Source organism: Nocardia sp. CA-135953, assembly GCF_050955735.1.
GTDB lineage: Bacteria > Actinomycetota > Actinomycetes > Mycobacteriales > Mycobacteriaceae > Nocardia.
In genome coordinates this window covers 2,344,016-2,366,146 of sequence record NZ_CP192082.1, presented here as the reverse complement: position 1 = coordinate 2,366,146, position 22,131 = coordinate 2,344,016, and the positions used below count along the sequence as shown (strand labels likewise).

Sequence of the window (22,131 nt, the reverse complement as noted above, 5' to 3'; positions counted from 1 at the left end):
CCCCCTGCTCGCCGCGGAGCAGAGGGGTTGTCGTCTTCTTCTTCGTCACAGAGACAAGTACTACTCGGTCTCCGCCTTGCCCGCATCAACGGATTCGGCGGCCTCCGGCTCGTCGGCGCTCTCGTCGACCGGCACCAGCGAAATCTTGCCGCGGTTGTCGATATCGGCGATCTCCACGCGCAGCTTGTCGCCGACGTTCACCACGTCCTCGACCTTGGCCACGCGCTTGCCGTTGCCCAGCTTGGAGATGTGCACCAGGCCGTCGCGACCGGGCAGCAGCGAGACGAACGCGCCGAAGGCGGTGGTCTTGACGACCGTGCCGAGGAAGCGCTCGCCGACCTTCGGCAGCTGCGGGTTGGCGATGGCGTTGATCTGGTCGATCGCCGCCTGCGCCGCCGGGCCATTTGTCGCACCGACGTAGACCGTGCCGTCGTCCTCGATGGAGATATTGGCGCCGGTCTCCTCGGTGATCTGGTTGATCACCTTGCCCTTCGGGCCGATGACCTCACCGATCTTGTCGACCGGGATCTTGATCGCGGTGACGCGCGGAGCGTAGGGGCTCATCTCGTCCGGGGTGGCGATGGCCTCGGCCATGACCTCCAGGATGGTGGTGCGGGCATCGTGCGCCTGGCTCAGCGCACCCGCCAGCACCTGCGAGGGGATGCCGTCCAACTTGGTGTCCAGCTGCAGCGCGGTGACGAAGTCCGGGGTGCCCGCGACCTTGAAGTCCATGTCGCCGAAGGCATCCTCGGCGCCGAGGATGTCGGTCAGCGCGACGTAGCGGACCTCGTCCTCGCCCTTGTCGTTCTTGATGGTGTCCGACACCAGGCCCATGGCGATACCGGCGACCGGCGCCTTCAGCGGTACACCGGCGTTCAGCAGCGACAGGGTCGAGGCGCAGACCGAACCCATCGAGGTGGAACCGTTGGAGCCCAACGCTTCCGAGACCTGACGGATGGCGTAGGGGAACTCCTCCTGGCTCGGGAGAACCGGGATGAGCGCCCGCTCTGCCAGCGCGCCGTGGCCGATCTCGCGACGCTTCGGCGAACCGACGCGACCGGTCTCACCGGTGGAGAACGGCGGGAAGTTGTAGTGGTGCATGTAGCGCTTGGAGGTCTCCGGGCCGAGCGAGTCGACCTGCTGGGCCATCTTCACCATGTCGAGGGTCGTGACGCCCATGATCTGAGTCTCGCCACGCTCGAACAGCGCCGAGCCGTGGGCGCGCGGGATCACGGCGACCTCGGCGGACAGGGCACGGATATCGGCCAGACCGCGACCGTCGATGCGGAAGCCGTCGGACAGGATGCGCTGGCGCACCAGCTTCTTGGTGACCGAGCGGAATGCCGCGCCCAATTCCTTCTCGCGACCGGAGAAGTCGTCGGCCAGCCGGTCCAGCACGGCGAGCTTGATCTCGTCGATCTTCGCCTCGCGCTCCTGCTTGTCGGCGATGCTCAGCGCCTCGCCCAGCTCACGCTTGGCGGTGCCCTCGACGGCCTCGTAGACATCGGCCTCGTACGGCGGGAAGAGCGGGAACTCCTCGGTCGGCTTGGCAGCCAGCGAGGCCAGATCCTGCTGCGCCTTGCACAGGCGGGCGATGAACGGCTTGGCGGCCTCGAGGCCCTGCGCCACCACCGCCTCGGTCGGCGCCTGCGCACCGCCCCCGACCAGTGCGATGACCTTTTCGGTGGCCTCGGCCTCGACCATCATGATGGCCACGTCACCGGATTCGACAACGCGACCCGCGACGACCATGTCGAAGACCGCGCCCTCGAGCTGCTCGACCGTCGGGAACGCGACCCACTGGCCGTCGATCAGCGCGACGCGCACGCCGCCGACCGGGCCGGAGAACGGCAGGCCCGAGATCTGGGTGGACGCGGAGGCGGCGTTGATGGCCACGACGTCGTACAGGTCGTTCGGGTCCAGGCTCAGCACGGTGACCACCACCTGGATCTCATTGCGCAGGCCGTCCACGAAGGACGGACGCAGCGGACGGTCGATCAGACGGCAGGTCAGGATCGCGTCGGTGGAGGGGCGGCCCTCGCGACGGAAGAACGAACCCGGGATGCGACCCGCGGCGTACATGCGCTCTTCGACATCGACCGTCAGCGGGAAGAAATCGAACTGATCCTTGGGGTGCTTGCCCGCGGTGGTCGCGGACAGCAGCATGGTCTCGTCGTCCAGGTAGGCGACGACCGAACCGGCGGCCTGGCGGGCCAGACGGCCGGTCTCGAAGCGGACGGTGCGGGTTCCGTAGGTGCCGTTATCGATCAGCGCTACGGATTCGAACACACCGGGTTCGACCTCGATGGCCGAAGATGTAGTTGTTTCAGACATTTTTCTGCTCTCAACCTCTCGTCTTCGCTGGATCGAGCGCCGGGTGGGCGCGATCCAGCTCTCGTCAGCCGTACCGGATACGGACGCGCGGCAACCCTCCTGGCTGCGACGCGCACACCCGGCCGAATCCCCTTGGAAACGGCGACGCGGAGGCGGTCATCGATCGAAGCCCGCCGACGACTGCTCGCCTGCCGGGAGGCCACTACCGAAGACCGACGCCACGCGGGCGGGTGCATACGGCTGTGCAATGTTGTCGTGCAAACGGGGACTAAATACCCCTCATACACATATAGCCAACGGGGAAATTGTACTTCTCCCCGTTGGCTACCTGATCGACCGCCTCGGGTATGCAGCGTGTCGAGCGCTCTTCCACGCCCCAACCCGGCCACCACGGAGCGAGTCTTACGAGCGACCGGTTCGCGGCCCGTCTCGCATCCGAGTCGTCGAAGCGCATGCGACGAAGTCGCCAGTCTCGACGGCTCGGACGCGAGACACCAGGGGGCCGCGAACCCGCCGCGGCCACGCGGCCAAAAACAGAGCGCGGCAAATCAAAACACTGTTACCGACGCAGACCCAGGCGCTCGATCAGCGAACGGTAGCGCTGGATGTCCTTGTCGGCGAGGTACTTCGACAGGCGCTTGCGACGACCGATCAGTGCCATCAGGCCGTGGCGGGTGTGGTGGTCGTGCTTGTGCTTCTTCAGGTGCTCGGTGATGTCGGCGATCCGCTTGGACAGCAGCGCGATCTGCGCCTCCGGGGAACCGGTGTCCTTCTCGTGCACGCCGTACTCGGCGAGAATGGCCGACTTCTGCTCGGTGGTCAGCGCCATGGGGCATCCACTCCTATTTCTCAGTTCCGCGCTCGAGGATTCCGGTTACCCGGCCGGGTGCCACCGCGGACCGCAGCAAACCCGAGGTGCCACCTTACCCGACACCCCCACGCCGAACCGAATCCGGTCAGGAGTCGGCGGCGGTGAGGACCTTGCGGGAGTTCTCGACGTCGCGGGCCATAGCCCCGAGGAGTTCGTCGATGGAATCGAATTTGCGCATGCCCCGCAGATGCTCGACGAAATCCACCGCGACGTGCTGGCCGTACAGGTCGGCCTCACTGTCGAGCACATAGGCCTCGACGGTGCGAGCGCGCCCCGAGAAGGTGGGGTTGGTGCCGATCGAAATCGCGGCCATCGCGCGCTGCCCCGGCGTCACGGTGCCGATGGTCGGGCCGGGACCGAGCACGGTGAACCAGCCCGCGTAGACGCCGTCGGCCGGAATCGCGGCGTACATGGGCGGTGCGATATTCGCGGTCGGGAAGCCGAGCTCACGGCCGCGGCCGTCACCGTGCACGACCACGCCCTCGACCCGATGCGGACGGCCGAGCGCCTCGGCGGCCGCGGCCATATCGCCCGCGTCCACGCAGGCGCGGATATAGGTGGAGGAGAAGGTGACAGCGTGCTCGCCGAGCAGTTTCACGCCGTCGACCTCGAAGCCGAAGCGCTCACCGAGTTCGCGCATGGTCTCGATGGTGCCCGCGGCCTTCTTGCCGAAGGTGAAGTTGTCACCGACCACGACCTCGGTCACATGTAGCCGCTCGACCAGCAGATCGTGTACGTAGCGTCCCGGCGTCAGCTTCATGAATTCTTGGGTGAAAGGCATGACGCAGAACACGTCGACGCCGAGCTCCTCGGCCAATTCCGCGCGCCGGGTCAGCGTGGTCAATTGCGCCGGATGCGAGCCGGGGCGTACCACTTCCATCGGGTGCGGATCGAAGGTCATCAACACCGCCGGAACACCCCGCGCGGCAGCGGACTTCACGGCCCTGCTGATCAGCTGCGCATGGCCGCGATGCACACCGTCGAATACGCCGATCGTGAGCACGCACCGCCCCCAGTCCGCGGGTACCTCATCGAGGCTTCGCCATCTCTGCACAGTCCGCAGCCTACGCAAAACGAGGGGCGAACAGTATTCGGACGTGTCAATCCGTACTCCGGCCCGAGCCCAGTGTGTACATGGGGTGAATTGCGGGTTCAGCTGGGTGAGCAGTGTTCAAGTGTCTGAATGTGTGAATCGGGAGTCCAATGCATAAGCTCGAAGATGTGCCCGGTAAACGAGACATCGCAACCCGACGCGAGCTGGCCGACACCGCAGCGCAGCCGACCGAGACCACAGGCCCCCACGGCAGCACCGCGACGATTGCGCCGGAGCTCACCTCGGTCGCCCAGGACTATTTGAAAGTGATCTGGACCGCTCAGGAGTGGTCGCAGGAAAAGGTATCTACGAAACTGCTCGCCGAACGGATCGGCGTCTCGGCCTCCACCGTATCCGAGGCGGTGCGCAAGCTCGCCGATCAGGGCCTTGTCGAACACGCCCGGTACGGATCCATCACCCTCACAGAACACGGGCGTCGGGCGGCCGTCGCCATGGTGCGGCGGCATCGGCTGATCGAGACATTCCTGGTCAACGAACTCGGCTACGGGTGGGATGAGGTACACGACGAGGCCGAGGTGCTCGAGCACGCGGTGTCGGATCTGCTGATGGCCCGCATCGACGCGAAACTCGGGTATCCGGACCGGGATCCACACGGCGATCCCATTCCTTCGGTGGACGGTGCGGTGCCGACGCCGCCCGCTCGCCAGCTCAGCGACTTCCGCGCGGACGAATCCGGCCATGTCGCACGGATTTCCGATGCCGATCCGGATATGCTGCGTTACTTCGATTCGGTCGGCATCGCCCTCGATACGCCGATCGTCGTGGTGGAACGCCGAGACTTCGCGGGCACCATCGCGATTCGCATCGGGGACCGCACCATCGATCTCGGCCGCCCTGCGGCCGAAGCCATCTGGCTCAGCGACTGACGATCGCGTGCCGGTCGTGACGATTCGTTGTCACCACCGCACGCCGCCGCGGCCACCGCGTCCGCGGCAAGAACAAACTCCGATACCCACCTCCCGCATCGTGGGCCTCGGAATCAGCACAGGTCGAGCCCCGTAGAAATTTCGCGCGCCGAATCGGTCAGGGATAGGAAATTCAGCAGCGCACGGAATGCGGACGGCGACCGGAAGCCGTCCGTGTCTGCCGCCGCAAGCAGCGATTCGGCGGGCTCGTCGATCAGTCCAGCACCGACATGGCGGATCAGGGATTCGAGTTCTTCGACCGAGATCTTGCCGTCGCCGTTGATATCGAAGACCGTGCAGGCCGCATCGGCATCGGTGACCTCGATACTGGAGAACCGCACCTGCACCCGCGACGAACTGCGCGATATCTGCGTCGGCGCGCTGGAACCGCTCGGCGCGCGGTCAAAGATTCGACGGACGCACGACCATGACCGAAGCCGCGCGCTTACCGCTCTCCTGCAATAGCGCGATCGCGCGGCCGGACGGGTCGACGGCGGCGTAGACACCGGATACACCGACCGGCTCGAGCCAGCGACCGTTGCGCAGATCGTCGGCCTGCTTGTCATCGATATCGCGGTGCGGGAATGCGGTTCGGATGGCGTCGTCGATATCCAGACTCAATAGCGCGTTTTCGGATTCTGCCAATTCGTCGAGGGTTCTGGCGTGTTCGAGGGTGAACGGGCCGACTCTGGTGCGGCGCAAGGCGGTCAGATGGCCGCCGACGCCCAGTGCGGCGCCCAGATCGCGCGCGAGGGCACGAATGTAGGTGCCGGACGAACATTCGACCACCACATCCAAATCGACGAACTCCGAAATATCCCGGCGGGCCAGGATATCGAAGCGCGAGACGGTGACCGGGCGAGCGGCGAGCTGTACGTCTTCACCGGCCCGGTGCCGGGCGTAGGCGCGTTCGCCGTTCACCTTGATGGCGCTGACCGTGGCAGGCACCTGCTCGATGTCGCCGGTCAATTCCGCAGTGTGCGTGGCGATTTCGGCATCGGTGAGATGGGTCGCCGACGCGGTCGAGAGCACTTCGCCCTCGGCATCGTCGGTGGTGGTGGCCTGGCCGAGTCGAATGGTCGCGGTGTAGGCCTTGGTGGTCAGCGTGAGCAGTCCGAGCAGTTTGGTGGCGCGTTCGACGCCGAGCACCAGCACGCCGGTGGCCATCGGATCGAGCGTCCCGGCATGGCCGATCTTCTTGGTGCGCAATAGTTTTCGACATTTCGCGACGACGTCGTGGCTGGTCCAGCCGCCGTCCTTGTCGACGATCACCAGACCGCCGAGTGCGTCGATCCGGATGTCGGCCATCAGTCGTGCACGATCGCGGTCAGGATGAGTCCGTCGCCGATCATCCAGCGGCCGTCGAAGGAAATCAGCGGCGCGCCACCATCGGTGACCTGTCCCGGCACCAAAATCTGGCTGTGGAACGTACCCGAACCCGCGCCATCGGAACTCTCATCAATGGTGAAGGTGATGTGGGCGTCCTCGAAGCCGAGCCAGCGTGCGGTCAATGGCCACCATGCCTTGTAGGTGGCTTCCTTAGCGCAGAACAGCAAGCGGTCCAGGTGCAGTCCGGAACCGTCGACCCGCGCCAACCAGTCCCGCTCGGGAGGCAGGCTCACCGAATCCAGCACGCCCTCGGGGAGCGTGCCGTGTGGTTCGGCGTCGATGCCGATCGAGCGGAACCGCAGTTTGTGCCCCAAGGCCGCCGCCCGGTAGCCGTCACAGTGCGTCAGGCTGCCGACAATGCCGCGCGGCCACACCGGTGCCCCCCGCTCGCCCTTGCCGATCGCGACCGGAGCCTCACCCAGTTCCACCAGCGCCAGCCGGGCGCAGTGCCGAGCACCGATGAAGTCCCGGCGGCGCTTTTCCACCGACTTCTCGATGAGGTGCGCCTCGGCCGGATGCGGCTGCAGATCCTCGGGATACTCCAGGAGCTCCGCCGAAGCCACACCAGCGGGAAGAATTTTCTCGATCAGCTCCTCCGCCTCCCCGAACCTTCAGGCCAGACTCGTCTGCCACGCGAGCAGCGTCGGCGTCCGGCGGTCAGGGGCCGGGCAAGTTTGCCCGTACCCGACGAGTTACCCATGTACCCACCAAATCAGTAGTTGCGTGGCGAATCAAATTTGCCGCCGCGATGCCGGACAGCGGTCAAACGCCGCGGCGACGCTCGGCTTTTGCGCGCATCTCGGCGGCTGCGGCCTCCATCTCGGGTGTCACCTTGAAGTGGCCGCCCCATTTGTTCAGCGCACCCGGCGGGTAGTCCGGGGTCGGGAGGATTTGGCGCAGCAACTGGTCGGGCAGTCCGCGACGCTGCCATTCCCGCGGATAGCCGAGCGACACCTCTTCGAAGCGCACGCTGTCGTAGTAGGAAGTGCGCGGGATGTGCAGGTGGCCGTAGACCGAGCAGACCACGTTGTAGCTGGTGTGCCAGTCGGCGGTCAGATCGGTGCCGCACCAGAGCGCGAATTCCGGGTACCACAGCACTTCGGTGGGCTGGCGGACCAGCGGGAAGTGATTGATCAGCACGATCGGTGTCTCGGGTGGCAGCGCGTCCAGTTTCCGCTTGGTGACCTGCACTCGGGCGTGACACCAAGCATCACGGGTCAGATACGGATCCGGCGACAGCAGGAATTCGTCGGTGGCCACCACATTGCGTTCCCGGGCCAGGGCGAGGCCCTCGGCCTTCGTCTTGGTGCCCTTCGGCAGGAACGAGTAGTCGTACAGCAGGAACATCGGAACCAGCGTCACCTGACCGCCGTGCTGTTCGGACCCCGCGCCAGTCCACACCGGGAACGGATCCTCCGGTGTGATGACATCGAGGTCCCGGCAGATCGACACCAGGTAGTCGTAGCGCGCGACACCGTGCATCTGCACCGGATCCTTCGCCGTGGTCCACAATTCGTGGTTGCCCGGCACCCAGATCACCTTGGCGAAGCGGCCGCGCAGCAGCTCCAGTGCCCAGCGGATATCGTCGGACTTCTCCCCGACGTCCCCGGCCACGATGAGCCAGTCCTCGGGCGAATCCGCCCGAATCTGCTCGACGACCGGACGATTCCCCTGGTGCCCGACGTGAATGTCGCTCACCGCCATCAACTTGGGTATCACCACACCTACATTGGCATATCCGCGGGAATTGCCGCCGTTCGGCTCGATGATCATGGGCGATACCGGTTCTCGATCGCGATCACCCGAGCCAGCGCAACCGTGCGGTCGGCGCGAAACCCGCTGCGACCGTGAGCATTCCGTTCGTTTCGCGGCGGCAGGATGCGATGGCGATATGACATGGTCGCGGGATATCGGGCGGGATGCGGACGCCGCCGTCGATTTCGTAGCGCATATTGGTGACCTTCCAGGAGCGAGCCTCGGGGTCGTTCGGGGTGGTCGGCGGTTGGTCGGATCGCACGACAGCCATGACTTCGGTAACCCCGATAGGCCAGGTGAAGACCAGTAGCCCCGCCTGTTCGGCCAGTCCGGTCACGGTCGGAATGCCACCCGGCGACGGATCGTCCCGCGCTTGTTCCTGTCCGTCTTGTGATTTCGCGACCCGCCCGGTATCGGAACGGGTGATCTCGGAGTATCTGCCCGCGACAGCGGCGGCCACCGCGTACACCGGCTGCCCGGCGGCGGGTGCGCCACCGTCTTCGAGTTCGGTCGCCTGTGTGCGGCCGACCACGCGCCAGGATCCGTCCGGCTGCAACCTGGTCACCCGGTAGGCGACGTTTTCCGTCGATATCGGCGACCACGCCACGAGCACCGACCCATTCGCCAATCTGGTGGCCTCGACGCGCTGCGGGGCCTCGATCGGCGACTCCGCGAGCACGGCGGCCGCACCGGCGTGATCAGCGCATATCTCGACCGCGGCGAGCAGCCCGCGCATCCTGGCATCGGCCCGTCCGGCTTGTGCCTCGGCGACGAGCCGGTCCGCCTCGGCAATGGCCGCTCGAGCCTCGGCGAGCAGCTGGTCGATACTCGGCACCTGATTCGGTGGCAGCAGATCGGATGCGGTGCGGCGCACCTGTTCCAGATGCGGCAGCGCCTCGACATACCGCTTTGCCGCACACGCGACCGTGGCATCACGCCAGTGGGCCTGTGCCTCGTTCAGCACCCGTTCGACCTCATCGGATACCGAACGGATCGGAGTGACCCCTTCCCCGTCGGGCCCGACCAGCCGGTGCGCCTCCTCGACATGCCGTGCGGCTTCCTGTGGGCGACCCCCGCGCAGCGCCGCCCGGGCGGCCTTGAGCGATGGTTCCCAACGTCTCGGTGCGGGCGGTTGCGATATGGATCGCGGTGACGCGGTTGTCGTCGGCGAATTGGCTACTCGCGCACCGAGTTCCGCAGCGATCTCGGTGAGCACCCGGGTGGCGTCGGCCCGATCGAGGCCCAACCGCATCGCCTCGTCGAGGAGATAATGGAAGTCGTCGCCGACGAGTTCGTCCTCTACCAGCACCGCCGCCCTGACCTTGGGCCGCAATTCCTTGGCGACATCCTCGGCCACCGTCCGCAGATATTCCCGCAGCGGCGCGTCACCCGATTCGAGCACATCGTGGATGTGAATCAGCAACTCGTCCAACACAACTCGGATGCGACCGGGCGGCAGCTCCCGCGACCGCGCGCGCAATGCCTCGGCGCGCAGTCGAATCTCCTGGGTCTGACCGGCCTTCGCCGGATCCACTCGGAGCAGCGCGAACAACGTCGGCGTCGGTTCACCGTCGATGAGCCGTTCCCATTCGCTGAGCAACTGCCGAATCTGCTGTCTGCGTTGGTCGGTGAGCACACCGGCGGGCGCGGGGGCGTTCTCGATAACGCGATGCCTGTGCAATCGCGTCGCGACCTCGGCGGCACTGAGCCCGCCCATCGCACCGATCTCCTCCAGCCCGGGGACCTTCCCGGCCGGAACCCCGCCGTGACGCTGCACCAATCGCGAGATCGCCGCGTCGAGCATCTCGTAGCGGTCCACATCCCGACGCTCGCGCATCTCCCGGATTCGCGCCGCTTCCGCCCGGCGGAGCGCCGAATCCAGCAGTACGCGAGACAGCTTGGGGTGCGCGTCGACCAGCAGCCCCACCAGCACCCGGTATTTCGGATGGTCGCGCTGGCGCTGCCAGAAACCCCAGACCTCCGCCACCCGAGCGGCGATCTCGACATCGCTCAACGACTCCGCCTCCTCCAGCGGAATGTCGTAGAGCTCGAACGGATCCGACTCCTCGAGCCCGCCGCGGGACTCGACTGCGGCGAGCACCCGCTTGCGGTAGTCGTTCGGATCGAACGCCTGCATGGTCACGGCTCAGCTGTCGCGGCGGCGGGTGCGCTGGACCTGATCGAGTTCGCGCGCCACATCTGCTTGCGACAGGGTCGCACCGGTCTGCGCGGTCAGCACCAACGGAATGTCGGCGTCGACGTGATGGCAGGTGACGCGCAGGACGCCGTCGAAGCCCATCTCGAAGGTCACCCGTACCTCGCTCCCCTCGGGATAGCCCGCGGGGATGCCGCGAATGCGTCCTTCCACCAGCACCTTCGTATCCTCGGGGCGCGCCGATGCCGCCTGGCCCTGCTGTTCCACGATGGTCAGCGCGATTTCGTCCTGATCGGCCCGCACAGTGCCGAAGGAACGACGCACCTTCACCGGCAGCGTCGAATTGCGATGCACCAACCAGGTCGCCGCCAGCCCGTACTGATAGTCGAGCGCGAGCACACCGAATCCGCGCGAAACAACGGTATCGACCTGGATTTCGAGCATCCGGCGCACCAGCCCCACCGGTTGTCCGAAGGAGGCGGCGACGCGGGCGATCGATCGGTCCAGATCGGCCGGTGCGGCGTCCTCGATATTCGCGCCGTCGCGCAGTCGGCCGCGCGTGGTGAGGTCGGCGAGAACGAGGCGTTCCATTTCCAGCTTTTCGCCGTAGAGCGCCGCGCCGCGCGCCACCGAGAGGTCAGGATCACGCAGTTCACCTGCGAGCCCGAATTCCTTGCGCAGCTCGCGCTCGACCATCGGCATGCGTGAAGAGCCGCCGACGAGCAGCAGACGGTCGACGGATGCGACACCGCGCTTGCTCGCCGCAGTCAGGCAATCGCGGGTCAGGTCGATAGTGCGGCGCATGAGCGAGGCGGTCATCGCGTCGACTTCGGCGCGCGTCAGCGGGATCACCGCGCGGGCGCCGTCGTGCGCGATCACCACATCGGTGCGCTCGGCATCGGTCAGCTCGCGTTTGGCGCGTTCGGCGGCCAGTACCAGCATCTGCGAACCCGCCGAATCGTCCAGCGGGTCTTCGGCATCCGGATTCGCCTCGCAGAACTTCTGCGAAAGGTACAGCGCGATGCGCTCATCCCAGTCGGCGCCGCCGAGTTGGTGATCGCCCTCGACCGCGAGCACCGAAATGCGGCGGTCGGCGAGTTCGATGACCGTCGCGTCGAACGTGCCGCCGCCCAGGTCGTAGACGAGGACCGTCTCGCGCGGGCCCGGCTTGCCGACGTCGGTGCTGAATTCCCGGTGCCCTCCGTGGCCCCGCCCGTCACCCTCCGCCACCCTCGACGGGCCGCCTTCGGCCGACTGTGCGTGTCCGGGCGCTCCCGGCTCCGGGCCCGTCGCTCGCACCGCGGGGTTGCCATCGAGTCGGCCGAAACCGTAGGACAATGCCGCGGCGATCGGCTCGGAGAGTACGCCCGCCACATCGAAGCCCGCATACGTGCCCGCCTGAATGGTCGCGCGCCGCTCCTCGTCACCGAAGTAGGCGGGCACGGTGATGACCGCGCGCTGCACCGGTTCGCCACCGCCGAACTCGACATCTGCGGCAAGGCTTTTCAGGATCAGCGCCGAAACCGCGGGCGCGGACCAGGTTTGCCCGTGCGCGGCGAAACGCCAATCCGTATCGCCCATCCGTCGCTTCACCAGCGCGCACACATGCTCCGGATCGAGCCTGGCCTGCCGCCGCGCACCCTCGCCCACCAGATGATCGAATGCCGACGCGAACAAAACGACCGAAGGCACGGTCGCCTCGCCGTTCAAACCGATCATGACTTCGGGCCGACCATCGGCGTCTATCCGCGCGATCGCCGAATTCGTCGTACCAAGGTCGATGCCGTAGACCCCCATGAGACGCGATGGTAGCAGCCACATCCGACACCAGCCCAGTTCCCGACAGTGGATCCCGATGCCGCCCAAAACAATCGCGGCACCCCGGCGAACTCGCGTTAAAGTGCGAACATGACCGACCCCGCCGCGCCGGCCCCCGAGAACCCAGCCACCCCCGCCGCGCCGCAGGTAGAGGCCCCGACCGCAGCGCAGGTCAGCCACCCCGACAGCCCGCTCACGCCGCCGCTCGAAAACCTCACCAACTCAACCGCACCGCAGACCGGTCACCCCGCCGAATCCCGCACTCCGTGGGCCGAGACCTACCCGGCGACACCACCGTCCGGTCACCGCACCGACCCAGCCGCAGCACCGGCCGAGACCCCCACCGACCTCGTACCACGGGCCGGTCACACCGCCGATCCCCTTACGCCACAAGTCGAGGCCCTGAGCGCGCCGCAGACCGATTTCCCTGTCAACTCCCTCACACCACAGCTCGAATCCACCGACTCACTCGCCCACCTGGCGGAACGCATCGAAGACCTCACCCGAGTAGTCGCCCGCCAAGCCACCACCATCGACCGCTTGGCCGTCGAAGCCAAGGCCCGCGACCGCGCAGGCGCCGACCTTCCGCTCGTCCTGGAACTCTTCGCCATCCACACCGACACCGCCGCCTGCGCCGCCACCGCCGAATCCCCGCGCGAGCGAACAGCATTCGAAGCTGTCGCCACCCGCATCGAACGCCTCATCATCGGCCGCGGCGGCACACTCGTCACCCCGCGCCCCGATGACGCCTTCGACTCGCTCACCATGGAAGCAGCGGATGTCGCGAAGACAGACGATCCCGCATTGGACCGCACGGTGGAATCGGTCGTCCGAACCGGGCTGATGGTCTCCGGCCGCTCGGTGCGTCCGGCAGGAGTGGTCGTCCGCCGACACCACTGACACCCGCCACCCGCCGCAAACAAGTTCGTCCGGCAGGGTCCTCACCCGCCGCACACGAACTCACTCGGCAGGTGAGTGTCCGCCGACACCACCGACGATCCATTGCCGCAAACAAGTTCGTCGAGCAGGAATGGTCGTTCGCCGACACGACTCAAAACCTGCTAGCCGCCAGGCACGTTCGCTCGGCGAAAACATGTGCGCGACGCGAAACCGTGGTGCACCGGGCTACGCACTCACACGCGGGATCTCCGTACCGATTTGCGCCCAGCGGCCGGATTCTGCACGCCAGACCACGGCGACCAGACGTAGCAGCATGAAGGCTACGAGGCCGGTCCAGATGCCTGCTATGCCCCAGTTGAAGATGAGGGAGAGCCAGATGGCGGGGAGGAAACCGAGGAGAGCGGCGCCGAGGGTGGTGTTGCGGAGGTAGGCGGCGTCGCCCGCGCCGAGCAGGACGCCGTCGAGGGCGAAGACGATGCCCGCGATCGGGATGATGGCGACGAAGAACCACCAGGCGACGTGGGTGCGGTCGAGGACGGCCGGATCGTCGGTGAAGAGTTCGGGGATGACCGTCGCACCTGCCGCGAAGGCCACCGCGAGGACCAGCGCGAATCCGCCCGACCAGCGGGTGATGCGGCGCGACAGTCCGCGCGCTCCGGTGGCATCGCCCGCGCCGAGTGCCGCACCGACCAGGGTTTGCGCGGCGATGGCGAGCGAATCCAGGGTCAGGGCAAGGAAATTCCAGAGCTGCAGGACCAGTTGGTGGGCGGCCACCGATGCCGCGCCGAATCGGGAGGCGACGGCCGCCGCCGACACGAAGCTGGCTTGGAATGCGAGACTGCGAGCGATCAGATCCCGACCGAGTACCAGCTGTGCCCGCATCACCGACCAGTGCGGCGCCAGCGGAACACGTGCGCGCACCAGCGCGGTCAGGAACAGCCCGGCCGTCACGGACTGGCCCGCCGCGTTCGCGACCGCCGAACCCGCCAACTCCAGCCGCGGCGCACCCAGCAACCCGTGCACCAGCGCCGGGCACAGCACCCCCGAAACCAGCAGTCCCGCAACAACGAACAGCAGTGGCCTGCGCGTTTCCTGCACCCCGCGCAACCACCCGTTACCCGCCATCGCGATCAGAATCAGCGGCACCCCGAACAACGCGATCCGCACCCAGACCAACGCCTCCCCGGCAATGTCCCCACCACCGGCGATCACATTCGTCAGCGGAACCGCAATCGCCTGCCCCACAACAAGAACCAGCGTCCCGACGATCACGGCGACCCAGGTCGCCTGCACCCCTTCCCCGATCGCACCGCGCTCATCCCCCGCGCCATGCCGCCGCGCCGCCCGCGCCGTGGTCCCATACGAGAGGAAAGTCAGCTGCGAACTGACCTGCGCCAGAATCAATCCGCCGACCGCAAGCCCGGCCAATGCCAACGCCCCCAGCCGCCCCACCACAGCCAGGTCGAAGAGCAGATAGATGGGCTCGGCCACCAGCACACCCAAGGTCGGCAAGGCGAGTCCGAGAATCCGTCGCGGCCCCGCCACGCCGATCGGATCGGACGCGACCCCGCTGACTTCCGAACTCACCCGAGTTCGGCCAACAGCGCCGCGACGACCGATTCGGACGTGCCATTAGTGGTGTATCCGGCCGCGAACCGATGTCCTCCACCGCCCAAAGACGTCGCGACAGTGGCCACATCGACACCATCCTGCGCCCCCGGCGCACTGTCGCGCGACCGCAGCGACACCGTCCACCGATCCGGAATCGTGCGCGATTCCTTGAACACCGCGGCAACCCCGGCCTCGGAGGTGGTGCGGACGATATCGACCACACTCTCCACCTCTTCCGAGCGCACACCATCGACATCCTCGCGCCGCACAATGGCGTACACCAGACCGGTCCCACCACCGGCCTGCGGCTCCAACCGAGCCGAGCCGAGCACCCGCGACAGCATCGGCAACCAGCCGAACGGATGCGTGTCCATCAGCGATCGCGTGATCTCGGCACCGTCGATGCCGGTGGCCAGTAGCCGCTCTGCCAGGTGATGGGTGCCGGGGCGCACCCAGCGGAAGGATCCGGTATCGGTGACCAGTCCGGCGTAAAGGCAATGTGCCACTTCGGCATCGATCGGCTCCCGCCAGGAATCGAGCAGTCGCGCGATCAGACTCGTCGTCGATTCCGCACTCACATCGATCACATTGATCGTCCCGAACCGGGTGTTGGACCGGTGATGGTCGAACACCAAAGTCGTTCGGGCCCCGGCCAATCGATCGGCCAGCGCACCCAGCCGACCGGCGCTGCCGCAGTCCACGGAAACCAGCAGATCCACCTCGGCGGGCACATCGGCGGGCGGCACCAGATGCTGCACACCGGGCAGCGTCCGCATCGTTGCGGGCAGTTCAGCGGGCTCGGCGAACGATACCCACACCGGTACACCGCGCCGATGCAATACCAACGCCAGAGCGAGCCCACTGCCGATGGTGTCGGCATCGGGCTGCACATGACACAGGATGGTGACCGAACGCGCCGCGTTCAATGCGGCAAGGGCCGGTCCGAAATCGACCGCATCGACAGCGACCCCCCTACCCGGGTCGACGGGCATCGTCGTCATGGTCTACCACTCGTCACTCGTCGGATTCGCGTTCGACCTTGTACGGGTCGGCCTCGCCGGCATGGGTGGCGGTGGCCGCCACCTTCGCGACCGCGTCATCGGCGGCCCGCGCCCTGGCCAGCAGCTCTTCCATGTCCCGTGCCGCGTCGGGCACCTTGTCGAGCACGAACGCCAGCGTCGGGGTGAACTTCACGCCGGTGCCCGCGCCCACCTTCGAGCGCAGCACACCCTTCGCCTTCTCCAGACCGGCGGCCGCGGCCGCGTAATCCGGTTCCACGTCGAGGGTTTCGCCCATCACCGTGTAGTACACCGTCGCCTCGCGCAGATCGCCGGTGACCTTCGCATCGGTCACGGTCACGAAATTCAGACGCGGATCCTTCACCTCGTATTCGATCGCGGTCGCCACGATCGCGGAAATCCGCTTGGCGAGTCGGCGTGCCCTGGCTTGATCCACCATGGCTGAACCCTCCTCACTTGCTGTGTTCATTTTGCGGCGGGACCGGGGCCCTGCGTGGTTACGCAAGCTACCGCCTCCGGGCCCGTCGTTCCCGCCGCAGATCAGTCTTCGGGTCCGAAGATCCTGCGGCGCACTGCCAGCAACTCTAACTCCGGACGAGCCGCGACGTGACGCTCACATTTGTCGAGTACCTCGGTCAGGTGTTCCATACCGGAACTGACCATGGCGACTCCGAGCAGTGAGCGACGGTGGCGGTCTTGTTCCCCACCCTCGGCGGCACTTACGCCGAAACGCTGCAATTCGGCCAGCACGGGCCGGATCACCGAACGCTTCTGCTTCAGCGAGTGCACATCTCCGAGCAGGATGTCGAACTCCAGTGCACCCAGGTACACCCAAGCCTCCTGTATCGGCGCCTACGAAAAGATCGTCTCGGTGGTCCGGTCCAGCGTTGACGGGCCGGACCACCGACGAACAAATCAGTCGCGCGGCTTCTCGCGCAGCTCGTAGGCCTCGATCACGTCGCCTTCCTTGATGTCGTTGTAGGTCAACGTCATACCGCATTCGAAGCCCTCGCGGACCTCGGTGACGTCATCCTTTTCCCGCCGCAAGGTGGAGATCGTGACCGTCTCCACGACCACCATATTGTCGCGGAGCAGGCGCGCCTTGGCGTTGCGCTTGACCGAACCCGAGGTGACCATGCAACCGGCGATATTGCCGATCTTCGACGAACGGAAGATCGCGCGGATCTCCGCCCGGCCCAGCTCGACCTCTTCGTAGATCGGCTTGAGCATGCCCTTGAGGGCCTTCTCGATTTCGTCGATGGCCTGGTAGATCACCGAGTAGTACCGGATGTCCACACCTTCGCGGTTCGCCAGCTCGGTCGCCTTGCCCTCGGCCCGGACGTTGAACCCGATGATGATCGCGTTCGACGCCGATGCCAGGTTGACGTTGGTCTCGGTGACGCCACCGACACCGCGGTCGATGACCCGCAGGCGCACCTCGTCGTCGATCTCGATACCGAGCAGCGCCTCCTCGAGGGCCTCGACGGTACCGGAGTTGTCGCCCTTGAGGATCAGGTTGAGCTCCGAAGTCTCCTTCAGCGCGGCATCCAGATCTTCCAGGCTGATCCGCTTGCGGCTGCGCGCGGCCAGTGCGTTGCGCTTGCGCGCATTGCGACGGTCGGCGATCTGGCGAGCGATCCGGTCCTCGTCGACGACGAGCAGGTTGTCACCGGCGCCCGGCACCGACGTGAAGCCGATGACCTGGACCGGCCGCGACGGCAGCGCCGCGACGACATCGTCGCCGTGCTCGTCGACCATGCGGCGGACGCGACCGTAGGCGTCGCCCGCCACGATCGAATCACCGACGCGCAGCGTGCCGCGCTGGATGAGCACGGTCGCCACCGGGCCTCGGCCGCGGTCGAGATGCGCCTCGATGGCGACACCCTGTGCGTCCATGTCCGGGTTTGCTCGCAGATCCAGCGCCGCGTCCGCGGTCAGCAGGACCGCCTCGAGCAGTTGCTCGATATTGGTCCCCTGCTTGGCGGAGATGTCGACGAACATGGTGTCGCCACCGTATTCCTCGGCAACCAGGTTGTATTCGGTCAGCTGCTGCCGGATCTTGTCCGGGTTCGCGCCTTCCTTGTCGATCTTGTTGACCGCGACCACGATCGGCACATCGGCCGCCTGCGCGTGGTTGATGGCCTCCACCGTCTGCGGCATGACGCCGTCGTCGGCGGCGACCACCAGGATCGCGATATCGGTGGCCTTGGCACCACGGGCACGCATGGCGGTGAATGCCTCGTGACCCGGGGTGTCGATGAAGGTGATGAGCCGGTCGTTATCGCCCAGATGGGTGAGCACCTGGTAGGCGCCGATGTGCTGGGTGATGCCACCGGCCTCGCCCTCACGGACGTTGGCCTTACGGATCGTGTCGAGCAGTCGGGTTTTACCGTGGTCGACGTGACCCATCACGGTCACCACCGGCGGACGCTGTTCGAGGTCTTCCTCGCCGCCCGCGTCCTCACCGTAGGTCAGGTCGAAGGATTCCAGCAGCTCGCGGTCCTCGTCCTCGGGGCTGACCACGTGCACGACGTAGTTCATCTCGCTGCCGAGCAGCTCGAGGGTCTCGTCGTTCACCGACTGGGTCGCGGTGACCATTTCACCGAGGTTGAACAGGGCTTGCACCAAGGCGGCCGGGTTCGCATCGATCTTCTCCGCGAAGTCCGACAGCGAAGCGCCGCGGGCGAGACGGATGATCTCGCCGTTACCGCGCGGCAGCCGCACGCCACCGATGGCGGGAGCTTGCATGCTTTCGTACTCGGCGCGCTTCGCCCGCTTCGACTTACGGCCACGACGCGGGGCGCCACCGGGACGACCGAACGCACCGGCCGCACCACCACGGCCACCGGGACCACCTGGACGACCGCCGCCACCGCCACCGGGACGACCACGGAAACCACCGGCCGCGGGAGCACCGGCACCTGCACCGGGCGCACCCGTGCCACCACCGCCGCCACCACCGCCGCCGCGGTAGCCACCGCCACCGCCGCCACCACCGGGACGACCGCCGCCACCACCCGGGCCACCACCCGGACGACCCGGACGACCTGCACCGGCGCCACCGCCCGGACCCGGACGGGCCGAACGCGCGGGCATGGCACCCGGATTCGGGCGCGGCGGCATCGAGCCGGGGCTCGGACGCGGCCCACCGGGACGCGGCCCACCCTGACCGGGAGACGGACGCCGCTCGCCCTGGGTACCACCCGGACGGGGACCGCTCTGGGCCGGACCCGGACGCGGTCCCTGGCCGGGACCCGGGCGAGGTCCACCCTGGCTGGGGGCCGGACGCGGCGCGGGACGCTCACGATCGGGCGCCGACGAGAAGGGGTTGTTGCCGACGCGCGGAGTTTTCGGCCCCGGCTTGGGGCCGGCTCCCGGACCACCGGGACGCGGACCACCGTGTGCCGGAGCACCGGGACGCTGCTGCTGACCGGGACGTGCGCCACCCGGAGTCGGGCGAGGGCCGCTCTGCGCCGGAGTGCTCGGCGCCGAGGAGGCCTTCGCGGCCGGAGCCGCCGGGGTCTCCCGGACCGGAGCGGTCTCCCTGGCGGCGGGCTTGGCCGGACCGGGACGTGCGGCCGGACCGGGACGCACAGCGTCGGACGGACGCGCGGCCGGAGCCGCCGTCTCACGGGCGGCCGGAGCCGCCGGGGTCGCTGCCTGCGCGGGCGCGGGAGCCGGGTTACGTGGGCCCGGACGCGGACCGCCACCTGCGGCGGGCTTCGCGGACGGGGTGCTCGACGCGGGACCGGGTCGGGCCCCGGACTTCGCTGTGCCGTTGGTCGGCGCGGACTTCCCCGCCACCGACTCGCGCAGTCGACGCGCGACGGGTGCTTCCACCGTCGAGGACGCCGACTTCACGAACTCGCCCTGCTCCTTGAGCCTTGCGAGTAGTTCCTTGCTCGTGACACCGAGTTCTTTGGCCAACTCGTGCACGCGGGCCTTGCCTGCCACTGCTCTCCTCACTGAGAGGTCGAGCAGTGCCTCCGCCTAGGGGTGGCGGGCCCGCACGACCTCGGGTTATCTCCGATGGACGTTCATCGTTGGTGCTTCACGGTGTGCTCATGAGTGCTCGTGCCTGTTCTCGAGGTACTTCTCCAGGGCTGAGATATCCAGTTTTCCGGACACTCGTAGTGCTCTGCCGAATGCTCGGCGTCGTTCTGCGGTGCGCAAACAAACCGAAACGGGGTGCAGCCAGGCACCCCGTCCGGGAAGTCTGCGCCGCGGGTCGGGAACTATCGCAACAACCTCGGAACCGTCACCGGTTTCACAGTCCTGCGCCACGATCCGCAACAAATCGTCGGCCAACTCGCGCTTTCGGCATCCGATGCACGTTCGCATCGGAGCCGCTCGACGTCGGTGCGTCGGGGTCAGCTCGGTGATGCGTTCGGGCAAAGAAACCGAAGGCTCGCGTTGAACCTGAGACCACTCTACCGCTGTCCCGCTCGGAACACCGAACCCCGCCCCTTCGGAAGTTACGAACATGTCATCCGGCGGGCTCGATTCGCGGGAATCGATCAACTCCGATGCGCCTCCGTCCGCACACTGCCGCTGCCCGCATCCGGGGTGGCGTCGCTGCGGATATCGATCCGCCAACCGGTCAGACGGGCCGCCAACCTGGCGTTCTGCCCTTCCTTGCCGATGGCGAGCGAGAGCTGGAAGTCGGGGACGACCACGCGGGCGGCGCGGGCCTCGGGGTCGACGATCGTGACCGAGACAACTTTCGACGGCGACAGCGCATTCCCGACGAAGGTCGCCGGATCATCGGCGTAGTCGATGATGTCGATCTTCTCCCCCGCCAGTTCGCTCATCACGTTGCGCACACGCTGACCCATCGGACCGATGCACGCGCCCTTGGCATTGACGCCGGGCACGGTGGTGCGCACCGCGATCTTGGAGCGGTGTCCGGCCTCGCGGGCGACCGCGACGATCTCCACCGAACCGTCGGCGATCTCGGGCACCTCGAGCGCGAACAGTCGGCGCACCAGGTTCGGATGGGTGCGCGAAAGGGTGATCTGCGGGCCGCGCGGGCCGCGGGAGACACCGACGACGTAGCACTTGATCCGGTCGCCGTGCTCATAGCTCTCGCCGGGCACCTGCTCGGCCGGCGGGATCAGTCCCTCGGTGCCGTGCAGTTCGCTGCCGATCCGCACCACGACGGTGCCGCGGGCATTGGCGCGGGCATCGCGCTGCACCACGCCGCCGACGATGTCGCCCTCATGGGTCGAGAATTCGCCGAAGGACTTCTCGTTCTCGGCATCGCGCAGCCGCTGCAGCACCACCTGGCGCGCGGTGGTCGCCGCGATCCGACCGAAACCCTCTGGTGTGTCGTCCCATTCGGAGATCACATTGCCGTCGGCGTCGAGTTCGCGCGCCATCACCCGGACCACGCCGGTCTTCTGGTTGATATCGATGCGCGCGTTGAGCTGGTGGCCCTCGGTGTGGCGGTAGGCCGTGAGCAGTGCCGACTCGATCGCGGAGATCACGGTCTCGATCGAGATCCCTTTATCGGCGACAATCGCGCGCAGGGCTTCGATTTCGATGTTCATTCCACGATCCCTTCGGTCGGCGAATCGGACGCTGTGTTGTTTCGAGCGACCTGCAAGCGGTCGCCGGCGGCTACAGATCCTGTCGGTTCATTCGGTACATCGGTTGTTCCTCGGACATCGGCGGTGGGGTCCACCGCTTCCTCTTGCCCCGGCCGCGGACGGCCGGGCGCGACTCCGCCCGCGAGTTCCAGTTCCCGCGCGCCGGGCGGGTTGAATTCCACCTGGACGACGGCCTCGGCGATGTCGGCCAGCGGAATCGTCACTCGGTGTGGCTTGTTCTTCCCGCCGAGCACCAGCGCCACCGTGTCATCGGTGAGAACACCGACCCTGGCCTCGAACTTGTCCGATGACTTCGGATCCGGCGACGCCGCGCCGGTGCGTAGCTTGATCCGTACCTTGCGTCCTTGGGCGCGGCGCCAGTGGCGGTCGGCGGTGAGCGGGCGGTCGATGCCGGGGCTGGTCACCTCGAGCAGATAGGGCGTCTCGCCGAAATCGCCCGCATTGTCGAGGGCCTCGGAGAGTTCCGCACTGAGTCCGGCAATGGCATCGAGATCGGAAGCGGTATCGCTGTCGACGATGACCTGCACCCGAGCCTGGGCATCCACATGCTTGCCCGCCGTCGAGATCTCGACCCCCTCGAGGTCGAATCCTCGGCGCTCGACGAGCCCAGCAACGAGCTGGCTCACCCTTTCCTCGGTCGGCATGGGCATG

19 protein-coding genes are annotated in these 22,131 nt (G+C 67.1%); 2 read left to right on the top strand and 17 right to left on the bottom strand.

The window, feature by feature from the left end; genetic code table 11:
• Positions 1-60 precede the first annotated feature (60 nt).
• The 3 genes from ACQPXH_RS10895 to ACQPXH_RS10885 form a co-directional block, all read right to left on the bottom strand.
• The gene (locus ACQPXH_RS10895; RefSeq protein ID WP_433602177.1) at positions 61-2,334 is read right to left on the bottom strand and encodes a polyribonucleotide nucleotidyltransferase; all 2,274 of its coding nucleotides are present in this window, start codon (positions 2,332-2,334) and stop codon (positions 61-63) included.
• A gap of 559 nt (positions 2,335-2,893) precedes the next feature.
• Positions 2,894-3,163 carry a 30S ribosomal protein S15 gene (gene rpsO, locus ACQPXH_RS10890; protein ID WP_063044519.1) on the bottom strand — a complete coding sequence of 90 codons (270 nt, stop codon included), beginning with the start codon at positions 3,161-3,163 and terminating at the stop codon, positions 2,894-2,896.
• Positions 3,164-3,290: 127 nt separating this feature from the next.
• Positions 3,291-4,259, bottom strand: a complete 969-nt coding sequence (locus tag ACQPXH_RS10885) for a bifunctional riboflavin kinase/FAD synthetase (protein ID WP_433602175.1) — start codon at positions 4,257-4,259, stop codon at positions 3,291-3,293.
• A gap of 149 nt (positions 4,260-4,408) precedes the next feature.
• On the opposite strand from ACQPXH_RS10885, the gene ACQPXH_RS10880 reads away from it, so the two are divergent.
• Positions 4,409-5,185, top strand: coding sequence for a metal-dependent transcriptional regulator (locus tag ACQPXH_RS10880; RefSeq protein WP_433602174.1), 777 nt, complete (start codon positions 4,409-4,411; stop codon positions 5,183-5,185).
• Positions 5,186-5,298: 113 nt separating this feature from the next.
• On the opposite strand, the gene ACQPXH_RS10875 is transcribed toward ACQPXH_RS10880, so the two are convergent.
• The 6 genes from ACQPXH_RS10875 to ACQPXH_RS10850 form a co-directional block, all read right to left on the bottom strand.
• Positions 5,299-5,565 (bottom strand): hypothetical protein, encoded by a 267-nt coding sequence (locus ACQPXH_RS10875; RefSeq protein ID WP_433602173.1) that lies wholly within the window; start codon positions 5,563-5,565, stop codon positions 5,299-5,301.
• A gap of 61 nt (positions 5,566-5,626) precedes the next feature.
• The gene (gene truB, locus ACQPXH_RS10870) at positions 5,627-6,532 is read right to left on the bottom strand and encodes a tRNA pseudouridine(55) synthase TruB (protein ID WP_433602172.1); all 906 of its coding nucleotides are present in this window, start codon (positions 6,530-6,532) and stop codon (positions 5,627-5,629) included.
• Entirely contained in the window at positions 6,532-7,203 is a 672-nt protein-coding gene (npt, locus tag ACQPXH_RS10865; RefSeq protein ID WP_387290021.1) for a 4'-phosphopantetheinyl transferase Npt, read from the bottom strand. Before npt ends, truB begins: the two co-directional genes overlap by 1 nt.
• 172 nt (positions 7,204-7,375) lie before the next feature.
• Positions 7,376-8,332, bottom strand: a complete 957-nt coding sequence (locus ACQPXH_RS10860) for a metallophosphoesterase family protein (protein WP_433603415.1) — start codon at positions 8,330-8,332, stop codon at positions 7,376-7,378.
• Between the two features lie 79 nt (positions 8,333-8,411).
• Positions 8,412-10,511 carry an Ig-like domain repeat protein gene (locus ACQPXH_RS10855; RefSeq protein WP_433602171.1) on the bottom strand — a complete coding sequence of 700 codons (2,100 nt, stop codon included), beginning with the start codon at positions 10,509-10,511 and terminating at the stop codon, positions 8,412-8,414.
• Between the two features lie 3 nt (positions 10,512-10,514).
• A complete protein-coding gene (locus tag ACQPXH_RS10850) occupies positions 10,515-12,320 on the bottom strand; it encodes an Hsp70 family protein (RefSeq protein WP_433603414.1) in 1,806 nt (601 codons plus the stop codon).
• A gap of 111 nt (positions 12,321-12,431) precedes the next feature.
• On the opposite strand from ACQPXH_RS10850, the gene ACQPXH_RS10845 reads away from it, so the two are divergent.
• Positions 12,432-13,241: a hypothetical protein gene (locus ACQPXH_RS10845; RefSeq protein WP_433602170.1), complete on the top strand. Its 810-nt coding sequence runs from the start codon at positions 12,432-12,434 to the stop codon at positions 13,239-13,241.
• A 225-nt stretch (positions 13,242-13,466) separates the two neighbouring features.
• Here the strand turns inward: ACQPXH_RS10845 and ACQPXH_RS10840 are convergent, their stop codons facing one another.
• The 8 genes from ACQPXH_RS10840 to rimP form a co-directional block, all read right to left on the bottom strand.
• Positions 13,467-14,828 carry an MATE family efflux transporter gene (locus ACQPXH_RS10840; protein ID WP_433602169.1) on the bottom strand — a complete coding sequence of 454 codons (1,362 nt, stop codon included), beginning with the start codon at positions 14,826-14,828 and terminating at the stop codon, positions 13,467-13,469.
• Positions 14,825-15,844, bottom strand: a complete 1,020-nt coding sequence (locus ACQPXH_RS10835; RefSeq protein ID WP_433603413.1) for a DHH family phosphoesterase — start codon at positions 15,842-15,844, stop codon at positions 14,825-14,827. Before ACQPXH_RS10835 ends, ACQPXH_RS10840 begins: the two co-directional genes overlap by 4 nt.
• A gap of 22 nt (positions 15,845-15,866) precedes the next feature.
• The gene (gene rbfA / locus ACQPXH_RS10830; RefSeq protein WP_364341538.1) at positions 15,867-16,310 is read right to left on the bottom strand and encodes a 30S ribosome-binding factor RbfA; all 444 of its coding nucleotides are present in this window, start codon (positions 16,308-16,310) and stop codon (positions 15,867-15,869) included.
• A gap of 101 nt (positions 16,311-16,411) precedes the next feature.
• On the bottom strand, positions 16,412-16,702 hold the full coding sequence (locus ACQPXH_RS10825; protein ID WP_433602168.1) for a DUF503 domain-containing protein: 291 nt from the start codon (positions 16,700-16,702) through the stop codon (positions 16,412-16,414).
• Between the two features lie 84 nt (positions 16,703-16,786).
• Positions 16,787-19,825 (bottom strand): translation initiation factor IF-2, encoded by a 3,039-nt coding sequence (gene infB, locus ACQPXH_RS10820; RefSeq protein WP_433602167.1) that lies wholly within the window; start codon positions 19,823-19,825, stop codon positions 16,787-16,789.
• A gap of 108 nt (positions 19,826-19,933) precedes the next feature.
• On the bottom strand, positions 19,934-20,212 hold the full coding sequence (locus tag ACQPXH_RS10815) for a YlxR family protein (RefSeq protein WP_433602166.1): 279 nt from the start codon (positions 20,210-20,212) through the stop codon (positions 19,934-19,936).
• 176 nt (positions 20,213-20,388) lie between these two features.
• On the bottom strand, positions 20,389-21,420 hold the full coding sequence (gene nusA / locus ACQPXH_RS10810; RefSeq protein ID WP_433602165.1) for a transcription termination factor NusA: 1,032 nt from the start codon (positions 21,418-21,420) through the stop codon (positions 20,389-20,391).
• Positions 21,417-22,130: a ribosome maturation factor RimP gene (gene rimP, locus ACQPXH_RS10805; RefSeq protein WP_433602164.1), complete on the bottom strand. Its 714-nt coding sequence runs from the start codon at positions 22,128-22,130 to the stop codon at positions 21,417-21,419. Before rimP ends, nusA begins: the two co-directional genes overlap by 4 nt.
• Position 22,131: the final 1 nt, after the last annotated feature.

Coding starts and splice junctions, on each gene's coding strand:
- ACQPXH_RS10895 (WP_433602177.1), bottom strand. CDS start 2,334: ATGTCTGAAACAACTACATCTTCGGCCATCGAGGTCGAACCCGGTGTG.
- rpsO (WP_063044519.1), bottom strand. CDS start 3,163: ATGGCGCTGACCACCGAGCAGAAGTCGGCCATTCTCGCCGAGTACGGC.
- ACQPXH_RS10880 (WP_433602174.1), top strand. CDS start 4,409: ATGCATAAGCTCGAAGATGTGCCCGGTAAACGAGACATCGCAACCCGA.
- truB (WP_433602172.1), bottom strand. CDS start 6,532: ATGGCCGACATCCGGATCGACGCACTCGGCGGTCTGGTGATCGTCGAC.
- ACQPXH_RS10850 (WP_433603414.1), bottom strand. CDS start 12,320: ATGGGGGTCTACGGCATCGACCTTGGTACGACGAATTCGGCGATCGCG.
- ACQPXH_RS10845 (WP_433602170.1), top strand. CDS start 12,432: ATGACCGACCCCGCCGCGCCGGCCCCCGAGAACCCAGCCACCCCCGCC.
- ACQPXH_RS10835 (WP_433603413.1), bottom strand. CDS start 15,844: ATGCCCGTCGACCCGGGTAGGGGGGTCGCTGTCGATGCGGTCGATTTC.
- rbfA (WP_364341538.1), bottom strand. CDS start 16,310: ATGGTGGATCAAGCCAGGGCACGCCGACTCGCCAAGCGGATTTCCGCG.
- ACQPXH_RS10815 (WP_433602166.1), bottom strand. CDS start 20,212: ATGCGAACGTGCATCGGATGCCGAAAGCGCGAGTTGGCCGACGATTTG.
- nusA (WP_433602165.1), bottom strand. CDS start 21,420: ATGAACATCGAAATCGAAGCCCTGCGCGCGATTGTCGCCGATAAAGGG.
- rimP (WP_433602164.1), bottom strand. CDS start 22,130: ATGCCCATGCCGACCGAGGAAAGGGTGAGCCAGCTCGTTGCTGGGCTC.